Genomic DNA, 13,535 nt, shown 5'->3' on the forward strand with positions numbered 1-13,535 from the left:
TAACTCCTATTTAATACCGAGAAATAGTGCTACTACAGGTAAAACAAATAACATTGAATCGAAACGATCTAAAATTCCACCATGTCCAGGCAAAATTTTTCCAGAATCCTTTACTCCATAGTAACGTTTGTAGGCAGATTCTACTAAGTCTCCCATTTGTCCAACAATTGAGAAGAAAATACTTGCAAAAATCAATTCAAGATGTCCATGTAAGTGAGGGACTAAACTGACATAAATCGCTGAAATAACCAAAGCACAAACAACTGCGCCGATTGAACCTTCCCAGGTTTTATTAGGACTAATAACAGGCCATAACTTATGTTTACCAAACTGTTTACCAACTAAATATGCTCCAATATCGGTTGACCAAACAATTGCAAAAACATAACCTAACAAAGCCAATCCTAGGATTGAAGTATGGTTAATATTTCTGATAGCTGAAAGATAGTGAAAACCACTACCAATGTACAATGAAGCTAGAGTATATACCCCAACATCATCAAAATTTGTTTTGTTTTTTGATAATACTGTCCACGTTAAAAGAAGCATAACACAGGCAAAGTAAACACCTGCTCTAGTAATATTTTTTTGTGGGAACAAGATATCAAAAAAACTTGCAGGGACATTCCAGGTAATCGTTGCAAGCAATGCTAATATAAAGTCAATCGAAAATAGAATTTGCTTCTTCATCAAAAAGACTTCAGCAATTGCTACTGCAGCTAATAAAGCTACTAGCCAATCAATCCAATATCCACCTGCAACAACAATTGGAATAAATAAAATAAGAGCAATAACTGCTGTAATTGTACGTTGTTTCATATTCTTCCATTCTTTTTAAAGTTTACCAAAGCGACGATTACGGTTTTTAAAATCTAATACAATTCGCTGTAAGTCATCTTCATTAAAATCAGGCCACAACTTATCTGAAAATGCAAGCTCTGAATATGCCAATTGCCAAAGCAAAAAGTTAGAAATCCGCTCCTCACCTGAAGTTCTTAAAATTAAATCAGGGTCAGGATAAGGTAAATTACCCGTTAAAAGATTCTCAGAAATCAAATCTTCATTAATTTGATTTACAGACAAATCTCCAGATACAACTTTCTGGGCAATCTCTTTGACAGCCGTAGTAATTTCCCGTCTAGCGCCATAATTAAAGGCAAAGTTTAAAACCATACCTGTATTATTTTTGGTGTCATCCATTGCCTTTTGAACAACTTCAAGAGTAGCTTGTGGTAGTTCTTGAGTATATCCCATTATGTTTACTTTGACATTATTTGCCATTAACTTAGGCATAAACTTATCAAAAAACTTAATTGGCAATTTCATAAGATAATTAACTTCATCACTAGGACGGCCCCAATTTTCGGTTGAAAAAGCATAAAGAGTGAGCACCTTAATACCAAGGTCATTTGCAGCTAATGCAATTTTTTCAATATTATTCATTCCTTGCTTGTGCCCCATAACTCTTGGTAGGAAACGTTTTTGTGCCCAACGACCATTACCATCCATAATAATTGCAAGATGATTTAATTTCTTTTCATCTGACATAACTAAGCCTTAGTAATTTCCTTGCGCTTTTCATCAGCTAAGCTATCAACTTTCTTAGTTGATTCATCGGTAACTTTTTGAACATCTTTTTCAAGACTTCTTTGTTCATCTTCAGTAATGTCACCATTCTTTTCTTGCTTTTTAAGTGCATCCATAGCTTCACGACGAACATTTCTAATAGCAATCTTAGCTTGTTCAGCTTGCTTACCAACTTGCTTGGCAATTTCTTCTCTTCTTTCACCTGTCAATTGAGGAATTACTAAGCGAATAACATTACCATCATTAGCTGGAGTTAAACCTAAGTCACTAGCTAAAAGTGCATGTTCAATTTCATCTAAACTTGACTTGTCATATGGAGTAATCAAAAGCACACGTGCTTCAGGAATAGTCACACTTGACATTTGAGTTAATGGTGTAGGAACACCATAGTAATCAACTTTGACCCCTTCAAGTAAACTAGCATTTGCGACACCTGCGCGGATATTACCCAATTCCTTTTGATAAACCGCAATAGATTTATCCATATTTTCTTTTGCTTTTGTAATTACATCATTTGTCATTATTTTCCACCTCTAATTACAGTACCAATATTTTCGCCTTCGATAACCTTCTTAATGTTACCTTCAGTATTAACATTAAAGACAACTAATGGAATATCTGTATCCATTGATAATGAACTCGCAGTTCTATCCATAACTTTTAAGTTCTTAGCAATTACATCTAATTGAGTTAATTCGGAGTACTTAGTTGCAGATGGATCAACCTTCGGATCAGCAGTATAAACGCCATCTACACCATTCTTTGCCATCAAAATTACATCAGCATCGATTTCAGCTGCTCTAAGAGCTGCAGTTGTATCAGTGGAGAAGTATGGATTACCAGTACCACCACCAAAAATAACTACTCGACCTTTTTCAAGGTGACGAACTGCTCTTCTACGGATGTATGGTTCAGCAATTTGTCTCATCTCAATTGAAGTTTGCATTCTAGTTGGCACTCCAACATGTTCTAAGCCATCTTGTAAAGCCAAGCCATTCATAATGGTTGCAAGCATTCCCATATAATCAGCTTGAGCACGTTCCATACCAAGCTTTTCACCAGTTTCACCACGCCACATATTGCCGCCACCACAAACGACACCAATTTCTACACCTAAATCATGAACAGATTTAATTTCTTTAGCTAAGTGACTAATTACAATGGGATCAATTCCGTTACCCTTTGGGCCAGCTAAAGCCTCACCACTTACTTTTAAGATAATTCGCTTATATTTAACTTGACTCATGATAACCTCCTAGTTTTTGTCTTTAACATTTTACCATAGAATTGGCTGATTCTCTATAAATGCTTATATAAGGATACAATACATTTTTGTTTTCTTAAAATACAAAAAAAAGAAGCCTAACGGCTTCTTCTTACTACTTCATTTGTTCACGAACTTCAGCAGCGAAATCTTCTTGCTTCTTTTCGATTCCTTCACCAACTTCGAAGCGTACGAAGCCAGCAACAGTAGCATTTTGTGACTTAGCATATGCTTCAACAGTCATATCTGAGTCCTTAACGTAAGGTTGGTCAACTAAACAAATTTCGCTCAAGTACTTGTTCACACGGCCTTCAACGATTCTAGGTACGATGTTAGCTGGCTTACCTTCGTTTTCAGTTTCCTTAGTAAAGACTTCCTTTTGACGAGCTAATTCATCATCTGGTACTGAGTCTTTGTCTAAGTATTCTGGGTTGATTGCAGCTACGTGCATAGCAATGTTCTTAGCAGCTTCTTCGTTGCCACCCTTTAAGGTAACTAACGCAACGATTGCACCACCATTGTGCTTGTATGCACCGAAGACTTCATCGTCAGTCTTTTCGATGAGTTGGAATCTTCTGAAAGTAATCTTTTCACCGATTACAGCAGTAAGATTAGTAGTTGCACTTTCAATAGTACCATCACCTAAAGGTGCATTTAACGCTTCGTCCATGTTCTTTGGCTTAGCAGCTAATACAGCCTTAGTGATGTCGTTAACTAAGTTAATGAACTTGTCGTTTGAAGCAACAAAGTCAGTTTCTGAGTTAACTTCAACAAGAGCAGCAGTGTTACCTTCAAAAGCAAATTCTGCTAAACCTTCAGCGGCAATTCTACCACTCTTCTTAGCAGCCTTAGCAACACCGTTTTCTCTTAAAATATCAATTGCTCTTTCCATGTCTCCATCAGCTTCAACTAAAGCTTTCTTGGAGTCCATCATACCAGCACCGGTACGTTCACGTAATTCTTTAACTTGTGCAGCAGTAATTTTTGCCATTAATAATTCCTCCTATGGAACTAAAAGTAAAAATTAATCTTCGTCAGCTTCGTTAGCTACTTCTTCCATTGACTTTTCGCCATCTGAAGTAGCCTTTGCAGCCATTTCTTCTTCAACATCAGCATCGTCTTCGCCTTGCTTACCTTCAATTACAGCATCTGCCATAGCACCTGCAATTAAACGGATAGCACGAATAGCGTCGTCGTTTGCTGGAATAATTACGTCGATTGGGTCTGGATCAGTGTTAGTGTCAACCATAGCAACAACTGGAATACCAAGCTTGTTAGCTTCGTGAACAGCAATCTTTTCCTTCTTAGGGTCAACAACAAACATTACATCTGGAATTCTTGGCATATCTTCGATACCACCAAGGAATCTTTGTAACTTGTCCATTTCCTTAGTCAAAAGTGCAACTTCCTTCTTTGGTAATAAGTCGAAAGTGCCGTCTTCTGACATAGCCTTTAATTGCTTCAAACGCTTAACTCTACTTTGGATAGTAGTCCAGTTAGTCAAAGTACCACCTAACCAACGTTGGTTAACGTAGTATTGACCTGCACGAGTAGCTTCTTCCTTAATAGCTTCTTGTGCTTGTTTCTTAGTACCTACAAATAAGAAAACGCCATCGTTTTGTGCAACAGCCTTAACGTAGTTGTAAGCATCACCTAACATCTTAATAGTCTTTTGCAAGTCGATGATGTAAATACCATTTCTTTGAGTAAAGATGTATGGCTTCATCTTTGGATCCCATCTTCTAGTTTGGTGACCAAAGTGAACACCAGCTTCAAGCAATTGCTTCATTGTTACAACTGACATAAAAATATCCTCCTATGGTTTAATACCTCTCAAGGGATCAACTCAGTACTTGACCTTGCGGCACCATATACTAATCGCCCTTGATGTGTGTTTATTTATTTTTATATGCAATAACGCATACTCATTGATTGTATCAAAGCAATAATATATTTTCAAGCTTAAAATATGTACATTTAATAGTCTACATTGTGTTCTTTCAAAAATTGCTCTTTCCAGGCTCTTGTATGATGTTTGAACCAATATTCTCGTTTTAAAGCTTGCTGTTTATCTAAAAAAGTTTCATGATAAATCATTTTTACTGGTCTTCTACTTTTGGTATATTTGGCTCCTTTCCCACTATTATGGGCATTTAGACGATGATCTAGATTCGTCGTAAAACCACCGTAAAAAGTATTATCACTGCAAAGTAAAACATAAAAATAGTATTTTTGCTCTAACTGCTTATCATCTGCTAAAAGATATTGACTTATTTCTGGATTATAATGTCCATTCTCTGTTTGTGTCATGATTGGATTTTTTAAAATAAGCCCGTCATTAGCACCATTTTTACTTGCTACAATTACAATCAAATTGCATTCTTTAGCGTCATTTGAACAATATGGCTGGACTTTTTTTACTGGTAAATTATATTTTTGGCAATAATAGCATATCTCACCTAAGCGTTCTGGGCGATGCACCATAACAAGTCGCCCCTTATTCTTCAATACTTGACTAGCCTGAAAAATAATATGCTCTAAATCAATCAAAATTTCATGACGGGCAATAGCTTTTTTCTCATTTGGATTCACTTTGTGGCCTGGCGCTACCTTAAAATATGGTGGATTCACCAAAACCAAGTTATTTTGCCTTCCTACAAACTTAACAGCATCATTTACATCCCCCAAAAAAGGTTCAATTCGATTTTCTAAATGGTTAAGCTCAAGTGATCTTTTGCTTTGATCATATGCATGTTCTTGAATTTCAATTGTTTTAAAATGAGCCTCACTATGATAGGCCAAATAAATACTGGCCGCACCATTACCGGCACAAAATTCTACAATCTGGTCTCGATCTTTAATATAATCCAAGCAATTTGCCGCCAGCAAAACTGTATCAAGAGAAAAACTAAAAGCTTGTTTATCTTGAATTATTTGTATCTGATCACTATAAATATGATCTATTTTTTCGCCATCTTTAAGTTTCATAATTAGATTTTTGTCCTTTTCATCTTATCTGATATAATAAGTCTACAATATTGGAGGTAATTTATGTTTTATAAAATAATTCGGCCAATCGTTCGATTTATTGTATGGGTATTAAATGGACGACTTCATGTCCATAATAAAGACCGACTTCCCCAAGGGAATTTTGTCTTAATTGCCCCTCATCGAACTTGGTTTGAGCCTATTTTATTCGCCTTAGCAACAAGTCCAACAACTTATTTGTTTATGGCAAAAAAAGAATTATTTAAAAATCCGATTTTAAGTTTTATTTTAAAACACGCAGGTGCATTTCCAGTTGATAGAAAAAATCCTGGTCCATCTGTTATTAAAATTCCAGTTAAAGGTCTAAAAAAAGGGAAAGATTCAGTAATGATTTTCCCATCTGGGACTCGTCATTCTGCTGAATTAAAAAGTGGTGCATTTGTAATTGCAAAAATGTCCAATAAACCACTAGTTCCGATTGTTTTTCAAGGCCCCCTTACCTTTAGTGGCTTACTAAAGAGAAAAGGGTTAGAAGTAAATATCGGTAACCCAATTACAATTAATCGGAAGACAAAAGTCGATAAAGATACTACGGAAATTTTATACCAACAAGTAGAAAAAGCTTGGGATAAACTTGACCAAGAACTTGATCCTAACTTTAAATATATTCCTAAATAAGCAAAAGGCATAGTGAAAACTATGCCTTCTTTTTATGCCCGATTCTGTTGTAACCGGTACAAATTATAATAATAACCCTGTTTTGACATTAATTGCTGGTGATTTCCTTTTTCAACAATTTGACCTTTATCCAAAACTATAATCTGGTTAGCATCTTTAATAGTTGACAATCTATGTGCTATTGCCAAAGTAGTCCGACCAGCTCGCAGTCTGGCAAGTCCTTCTTGAATTAAGCTTTCAGTTTCGGTATCAATATTAGCTGTTGCTTCATCAAGCACTAACACTTTGGGGTCAGTAACCAAGGTACGAGCAAATGAGATTAATTGCCGTTCGCCCATAGAAAATTCACTACCGCCTTCAATTACTTTCGTTTGATACTTATCAGGTAACTTTTCAATAAATTGATTAGCTTGAACCTGTTCAGCGGCCGCTTTAACAGCATCATCAGAAATTTTTTGATTATAAAGTCTAATATTTGAAGCAACTGTGCCATAAAACATAAATGGTTCTTGTAAAACCAGACCTAATTTTGCTCGGAGCTCTTCTTTGGAGAATTTACGAATATCTTGACCATCTAATAAAATTTGTCCCTTTTGGAATTCATAAAATCTCATCATAATATTGATAATAGAACTTTTTCCACTTCCAGTATGTCCAACAATTCCCAAAGTTTCTCCCGGATTAACAGTAAAAGAAACATCTTTTAAAACGTCATTTTTACCATCATAAGAAAAATAAACATGTTTAAATTCGATTTTTCCCTTTGAAATCACTGCATCGGACTTTTCGCTTTGTTTAGGCTCTAATTCTGTTTCATCTAAAATTCTAAAAATTCTTTTTCCTGCAACTATCCCATCTGTAAAACTAGTTAAAGAATCCATCATACTACTAATAGGATTGAAAAAACTTTGAACATAATTAGAAAATGCATAGATAACACCTGCGGCTACAAAACTAGTTCTCAAAGGGAAGCCAAAATAAGCAAGACTAGCAACTAAAGCCACATTATACAAAAGACTAGTTAAGGGAGAAAGCATTATAGAATTCATCTTGATCAACTTAATTCTAGTCTTAAGTTGGTCATTATTAATCTTTTCAAATTCAGCTTGAACTCTATTTTCCTGTTTGAATTGCTGGATTACACTAATACCACTAATAGTTTCGTTCAATTTAGTGTTAATCAAACTATTTCTGGCACGATATTCCCGATAGAGTTTTGAATTCAAATATGAATACAACCACATTACAAACATCAAAATAGGGATAAAAATTAAAATTAAAAAACTTGCGGCCTTATCTGTATAATACATCGCAAAGAAGGCAGTAATCATTGAGATAAAACCAATTAAAACTGTAGAGAACATTCCCAAAAAGGTGCTCAAAGCCATCGTATCATTTGTTACCCGAGACAAAATTGAACCCGCAGGTACTTGATCAAAATAGCGCATCCCCAACTGATGTAATTTGCTATAAACTACCCGCCTAATATGTTCAAGCGTCTTTTCTCCGGCTAATGCATAAGTAAATTCATACGAGAATTGTAAAAAGGCTTTCAGAAATAACCCAATCAAATAAATTGCAGCTACACCATAAATAATTTGCCATGTTGCACTTTTATAAGCTAGGAAATTATCCATATAGTATTGCAAAAATCTAGGCAAAAACATATTGATGACACTTACCAGAACTGCTCCGATTAGAGCAAATAAGAAATAATACTTATAAAATTTGGCAAAGCTCAAAATCCTTTTTAAAATTTGCTTTTGCTCAGAGAAACTAACAGCTTTTGACCAGTCAGATTCAAACTTTTTATTCATTTTCTTCACCAACCTCCTTCGCTAATTCTTGTTTATCCCACATTTCTTTATACCAGCCACCTAAAGCTAATAATTCATCATGAGTTCCCCGTTCAACAACTTGCCCATTTTTTAAGACTAAAATTAAATCTGCTTTCATAACACTGCTTAAACGATGCGCTGAAATAACAACTGAACGCTTTCTGGTTTGCTTTCTTAATTGGCTTAAAATTTCTGTTTCTGTCTTTGCATCAACCGCTGATAAAGCATCATCTAAAATTAGCAACTGACTATTTTTTAGTAATGCACGAGCAATCGCCATCCGTTGTCTTTGCCCACCAGACAAGGAAACACCATTTTCTCCAATTAAGGTATCATATCCATCAGGGAATGCTAAGATATCCTCATGCAAAGCTGCTAGCTTGGCGGCGGTTTCAATTTCCGCTTGACTTGCAGTAGGATTTGAAAACGCAATATTATCACGCACCGACATTGAGAACAAGAAGTTCTCTTGTGGAACATAAGCAATTTGATTTAAATAAGCATCCATGGAAAGTTGGCGAATGTCTTGATCTCCCAAGGTAATTTTTCCTTGGTAATTATCAAAATCTCGCATAATCAGTTCAATTAAACTAGTTTTCCCGGATCCCACCTTACCAACTAAACCTAGGGTTTGGCCCGGTTTTAGTTCAAATTCAATATCTTTTAAAACTAATTGCTTTTGATCATCTGGATATGAAAAAGACTTAATATTTGCAGATAAAATTGGATTTTCCGGTATCTCCTTATTTTCTGAATGATCAATAATCGCACTCTTTTCCGATAAAATTTTCATCACCCGATCATAACTTGCACTACCTCTTTCGATTAAATTAAATAAGTAACCAATTGCAAATAAAGGCCAATCTAGTGCGCCAATATAGGCAATAAACGAAACTAATTGTCCAATATTAATTTGATTATTTTGAACTAAATAACCTCCGTAAACAATCGTAATTATATAGGTTGCGCCAATAATCAAAGTAGTCAATGGATCATATAATGAATCAATTTTAAATACTCGTCGATTTATCTTTATTGTCTTAAATGTTAAATCATTAAAGACTCTTGCATCTTCATCAGCTTGATTAAATGCTTTAAGAACTTTAATTCCTTTCAAAGACTCTTGCGTGTGGTTATTCAATTCAGAAAAAGCTGCTTGACTGGCATCATATGCAGCATGTAGCCTAACACCAAGTTTTCTTGCCATAACAGCAAGAAGTGGCATAGGTAGCATAGCAAACAAAGTTAATCTCCAGTCCACAAAGACCATCATGGCAATAATGGTAGTACCACCAGTAAACAATGCATCAACCAGTGATAAAACGCCATCACCAGCAACCAAATTGATGGCAGTTAAGTCATTAGTAGCATGTGCCATCAAGTCGCCAGTTCTATGTTTTAGGTAAAAGCTTGCATCCATCTTCAAAAAATGAGCGTATAACTTACTTCTAAATTCTTTTTCAAGATATTGTGCCCCGCCCCAGATATAGCTACGCCAGACAAAGCGAAAAAGATAGAGTAAAAGTGCAGCTAATAAAATTCCAAACAAGTAAAGAAAGAATTCTGTCCAAGAGATTTGACCAAGACTTAATTTCTCAGCAATTTTCCCTAAAACTAAAGGTGGAACTAAATTAGCAAACGAAGTCAATATTAGAAAAAGAATACCAATTGTATATCGTTTTTTATATTTTTTGAAGAACCAACTTAATTTTTTGAAAATATCCATAAACTCCTCCTCTTATTTTTTTAATTATAAATATAAAAAAAGAGCGGGACAATTATCCCGCTCAGTTAAGCTACTTTTTTACTTTGCTTTTTGTTGATGCTTCATCATGTTCATCACTTGGTTAACCTTCTTTGCAGATGGCTTTTGTCCCATTTGTGACATCATTGCAACAATCATATCTTCATTAACTGGTGGATTGTCCTGAAAGTACTTCTTCATGTATGCACGAGCACCGTAGAATCCACCTACAAGCCCGATAAGTAAACCAATAATAACTAAAACAATTGCTAATCCAATATTCATAATTATCCTCCAATACTACTTAATCATGTCTTAATCCCTTACGTCTTTGTGCTCTTTTAGCCTTTTCAGACGTAATTTCTTTGCCATTTTTATCAATTAAAACTAAATTTTCAATTTGTTGTTTAAATCCCGCTCTAAAATTGGCGATAAATTTCTTATGAAGTTCTTCCCGTTCTTTTTGTTCTTCAGGAGTTAAGCCTTCTGTTTGCTTTTTATGATATAGCTCGTTAATCCGTTTGCGAATTTGTTCTTCTTCTTTTTTATCCATAGGTTTTCACCTCACAACAATATTAAGTTTACATTATTATTAAGAAGAAAAAAAGTACTTTTTTCAGGAACAGGCGTTTGTTATTTTATCTTTACTTTGTTATAATTAGGTCAAGAAAAAATACGGAGAAATGAAATGACACTCAAAGAAGATTCAAATCAATTCAAAATTCTTGAATTTATATATGATACTGTAGAAAGCCGTGGCTTTCCACCAACTGTTCGTGAAATCTGTGAAGCAGTTAACTTATCCTCTACTTCAACCGTTCACGGCCATCTTAATCGTTTAGTAAAAGCAGGCTACCTATATAAGGACCCAAGTAAGCCTAGAGCTCTTGAAATAACTCAAGATGGTCTTAATGCTCTGGGAATAGATCCAGGTATTCCATATTTGGGTACTGTGGCAGCTGGTGATCCTGATACTGCCTTAGCAGATGACAGTGGCGTCGAGTTTTATGTTGAACGACCTGAAAAGTTCGACAAGCGTGAACCACTATATATGCTTAAAGTTGAAGGTCTGAGTATGATTGAACGTGGCATTTATCCTGAAGATATGGTCATCGTTCGTCACCAAAATGATGCTTCCTTAGGTGATTTAGTTATTGCCTATACTGAAAATAACGGTACAACTCTTAAGGAACTGACTAAAGACCGTCAAACAAATGAATTACGTCTAAAGGCATATAATAAAGAAATGTACCCTGATGACTTATTACCAGATACTCATTTTAAAATTTGTGGCAAAGTTATCTCATTAAATCGAAACTACTAAAAAAAGAAGGTTTTAAAACCTTCTTTTTTTCTACTCTTATTTTGAGAGATAAATTTTAGTGAGCAGTAACTGCGATTAAGTTATCGCCAGCTTTTACATCATCATTTTGAATACGATCAACTGATGCGTAATCATTAGTATTTGTAACAATAATCATTACAGTAGTGTCATAGCCAGCTGCTTTAACTGCATCTAAGTCAACTGTTCCAAGCTTGTCGCCCTTCTTGACACGTTGACCTTGCTTCACAAAGCTTTCAAAGTGTTCACCTTTCAAGTTAACTGTATCAATACCAATGTGAATTAAAATTTCAGCACCATCATCTGATTTAAGACCATATGCATGCTTAGTTTCATAAGCAACAGTAACTTCTCCATCAACTGGTGAGTAAATATTACCATCAGCAGGAATAACTGCTGCACCATCACCCATTAATTTTGCTGAGAAGACTTGATCATTAACGCTTGTCAAGCTGACTTCTTTACCATTAACTGGACTAGCAATAACTTCATCACTTAATGAAAGTTGCTTTTTAACATTTTGTTCAACTTCAGTTTGCTTTTCAGTTGATTGAATTGCAGAAACTGTTGACATATCAACCGCTTCTTCTTTTAAGTTCTTTTTACCGTACATAAATGTTAATGCAAATGCAACTGCAAAACTAAGAAGTTCACACATTACGTAAAATGGAATTGAACTTGGATAAATTGATAAGAACCCAATGAAACCTGCTGCACCCATTGATGCTGCGATAACCTTGGTTAAGCCGGCAACAATTGCTGCAACACCTGAACCAATTAAGGCACAGAAGAATGGGAATTTGTACTTAAGGTTTACCCCAAATAATGCAGGTTCTGTAATACCTAAGAATGCTGAAACACTTGCTGATGAAGCCAAGCCTTTCATCTTTTGGTTCTTAGTTAAGAAGTAAATTGCAAGAGTAGCAGCACCTTGAGCTACGTTAGCCATTGAAGCTACGACAAAGATAAAGTCACCTGAACCAACATGGTTCTTAGCAAATTCAGTTACAAGTTGAGTTTCAATTGCTGGGAAGCTTTGGTGAAGACCGGTAGTAACAATTGCTGAATAAGTCAAACCAAAGACACCCATACCAATAAAGCTAGTAGTGTTGTATAACCAAACAATACCTTGAGTTAATAAGTCTGATACTTCTTTGAAAACAGGTCCAATAACAGTAAATGTTAAGAATCCAGTGATCATTACAGAAAGAAGTGGAGTAAAGGTAAAGTCAACTGCTTGTGGTAAGATCTTGTGGAATCTCTTTTCAAGAATTGATAATACCCAAATTGCTACTAATACAGGAACAACTTGGTACTTGTAGTTAGTTTGCATTACGTGGTAACCAAGGATATTCCAGTACTTTGCAGTAGCACCTAGATCAGGAGATGTCATAATCATCCCAATTGCGGCACCAAGGAATTGGTTAGCACCAAATCTCTTAGAAGCGGAAATAGCAACTAAAATTGGTAAGAAGATAAATGGCGCTGCAGACATTAATTGAATAATATCTGAAAATCCTTTAACAGCAGTGTTCATTTGGATAATTGACTTAGGTCCAAACAAACCAGGTTGTGTTAAGAAGTTATTCAAAGCCATTAACAAACCACCTGCTACTAAAGCAGGAATAATTGGTACGAAAATGTCTGACAATAACTTAATGAATGCCATAACTGGGTTAAATGGCTTGCCATTATCTGCAATCTTCTTTAATTCTTCAGTTGAAGCTTCTTGAACCCCAGTTAACTTAACTAACTCATCATAAACAAAGTTAACATCTCCTGGTCCAATAATAATTTGATATTGGCCATTAGTTTGAAATGTCCCTTTTACATCAGGATTATTATCAAGTGCAGCTTGATCAACTGCATCAAAATCCTTTAAAACTAATCTTAAACGTGTTGCACAGTGTGCAGCTGCTACTAAGTTGTCTTTACCAACAGCAGCAACAACATCTTCAGCAACTTTCTTGTAATCCATTGCCATGTTTACAATCCTCGTTTCTAAAAATAAATGTTTGAAAGCCCTTACAGCTATTATGATACTTTATCTAAAAATGTCTGTCAATCGTTTAACATAATTTTGTCTTAAAAAAT

At 35.2% G+C, this 13,535-nt stretch carries 14 protein-coding genes; 2 read left to right on the top strand and 12 right to left on the bottom strand.

The window, feature by feature from the left end; genetic code table 11:
• Positions 1 to 6: 6 nt before the first annotated feature.
• From H628_RS0100145 to H628_RS0100175, 7 genes are all read right to left on the bottom strand, one after another.
• A complete protein-coding gene (locus tag H628_RS0100145; RefSeq protein ID WP_027824612.1) occupies positions 7 to 819 on the bottom strand; it encodes a phosphatidate cytidylyltransferase in 813 nt (270 codons plus the stop codon).
• A 15-nt stretch (positions 820 to 834) separates the two neighbouring features.
• Positions 835 to 1,548 carry an undecaprenyl pyrophosphate synthase gene (locus H628_RS0100150; RefSeq protein WP_027824613.1) on the bottom strand — a complete coding sequence of 238 codons (714 nt, stop codon included), beginning with the start codon at positions 1,546 to 1,548 and terminating at the stop codon, positions 835 to 837.
• Positions 1,549 to 1,550: 2 nt separating this feature from the next.
• On the bottom strand, positions 1,551 to 2,108 hold the full coding sequence (gene frr, locus H628_RS0100155) for a ribosome recycling factor (RefSeq protein ID WP_027824614.1): 558 nt from the start codon (positions 2,106 to 2,108) through the stop codon (positions 1,551 to 1,553).
• Positions 2,108 to 2,833, bottom strand: coding sequence for a UMP kinase (gene pyrH, locus H628_RS0100160; protein WP_027824615.1), 726 nt, complete (start codon positions 2,831 to 2,833; stop codon positions 2,108 to 2,110). Before pyrH ends, frr begins: the two co-directional genes overlap by 1 nt.
• A 133-nt stretch (positions 2,834 to 2,966) precedes the next feature.
• Positions 2,967 to 3,842 carry a translation elongation factor Ts gene (gene tsf, locus H628_RS0100165; protein ID WP_027824616.1) on the bottom strand — a complete coding sequence of 292 codons (876 nt, stop codon included), beginning with the start codon at positions 3,840 to 3,842 and terminating at the stop codon, positions 2,967 to 2,969.
• Between the two features lie 33 nt (positions 3,843 to 3,875).
• Positions 3,876 to 4,655: a 30S ribosomal protein S2 gene (gene rpsB, locus H628_RS0100170; protein ID WP_027824617.1), complete on the bottom strand. Its 780-nt coding sequence runs from the start codon at positions 4,653 to 4,655 to the stop codon at positions 3,876 to 3,878.
• Between the two features lie 173 nt (positions 4,656 to 4,828).
• A complete protein-coding gene (locus H628_RS0100175; protein ID WP_081662425.1) occupies positions 4,829 to 5,839 on the bottom strand; it encodes a GIY-YIG nuclease family protein in 1,011 nt (336 codons plus the stop codon).
• A 63-nt stretch (positions 5,840 to 5,902) separates the two neighbouring features.
• Between H628_RS0100175 and H628_RS0100180 the strand changes: the two genes are divergently transcribed.
• Complete coding sequence (locus H628_RS0100180) at positions 5,903 to 6,517, top strand: lysophospholipid acyltransferase family protein (protein WP_027824619.1); 615 nt, start codon at positions 5,903 to 5,905, stop codon at positions 6,515 to 6,517.
• A 32-nt stretch (positions 6,518 to 6,549) separates the two neighbouring features.
• On the opposite strand, the gene H628_RS0100185 is transcribed toward H628_RS0100180, so the two are convergent.
• The 4 genes from H628_RS0100185 to H628_RS0100200 all read right to left on the bottom strand — a co-directional run bounded on the left by H628_RS0100185 (position 6,550) and on the right by H628_RS0100200 (position 10,652).
• Positions 6,550 to 8,334, bottom strand: a complete 1,785-nt coding sequence (locus H628_RS0100185; RefSeq protein ID WP_034538051.1) for an ABC transporter ATP-binding protein — start codon at positions 8,332 to 8,334, stop codon at positions 6,550 to 6,552.
• On the bottom strand, positions 8,327 to 10,081 hold the full coding sequence (locus H628_RS0100190) for an ABC transporter ATP-binding protein (RefSeq protein ID WP_027824621.1): 1,755 nt from the start codon (positions 10,079 to 10,081) through the stop codon (positions 8,327 to 8,329). Before H628_RS0100190 ends, H628_RS0100185 begins: the two co-directional genes overlap by 8 nt.
• A 78-nt stretch (positions 10,082 to 10,159) precedes the next feature.
• Entirely contained in the window at positions 10,160 to 10,384 is a 225-nt protein-coding gene (locus tag H628_RS0100195; protein ID WP_027824622.1) for a YneF family protein, read from the bottom strand.
• Positions 10,385 to 10,403: 19 nt separating this feature from the next.
• Positions 10,404 to 10,652, bottom strand: coding sequence for a DUF896 domain-containing protein (locus tag H628_RS0100200; RefSeq protein WP_027824623.1), 249 nt, complete (start codon positions 10,650 to 10,652; stop codon positions 10,404 to 10,406).
• A gap of 135 nt (positions 10,653 to 10,787) precedes the next feature.
• Here H628_RS0100200 and lexA point away from each other — a divergent pair, with 135 nt between their 5' ends.
• Positions 10,788 to 11,423 carry a transcriptional repressor LexA gene (lexA, locus tag H628_RS0100205; RefSeq protein ID WP_027824624.1) on the top strand — a complete coding sequence of 212 codons (636 nt, stop codon included), beginning with the start codon at positions 10,788 to 10,790 and terminating at the stop codon, positions 11,421 to 11,423.
• A gap of 55 nt (positions 11,424 to 11,478) precedes the next feature.
• On the opposite strand, the gene H628_RS0100210 is transcribed toward lexA, so the two are convergent.
• Entirely contained in the window at positions 11,479 to 13,419 is a 1,941-nt protein-coding gene (locus H628_RS0100210) for a sucrose-specific PTS transporter subunit IIBC (RefSeq protein ID WP_027824625.1), read from the bottom strand.
• Between the last annotated feature and the right edge of the window lie 116 nt (positions 13,420 to 13,535).

The sequence above is a fragment of the Lactobacillus psittaci DSM 15354 genome (assembly GCF_000425905.1).
GTDB classification, from domain to species: Bacteria; Bacillota; Bacilli; order Lactobacillales; family Lactobacillaceae; genus Lactobacillus; species Lactobacillus psittaci.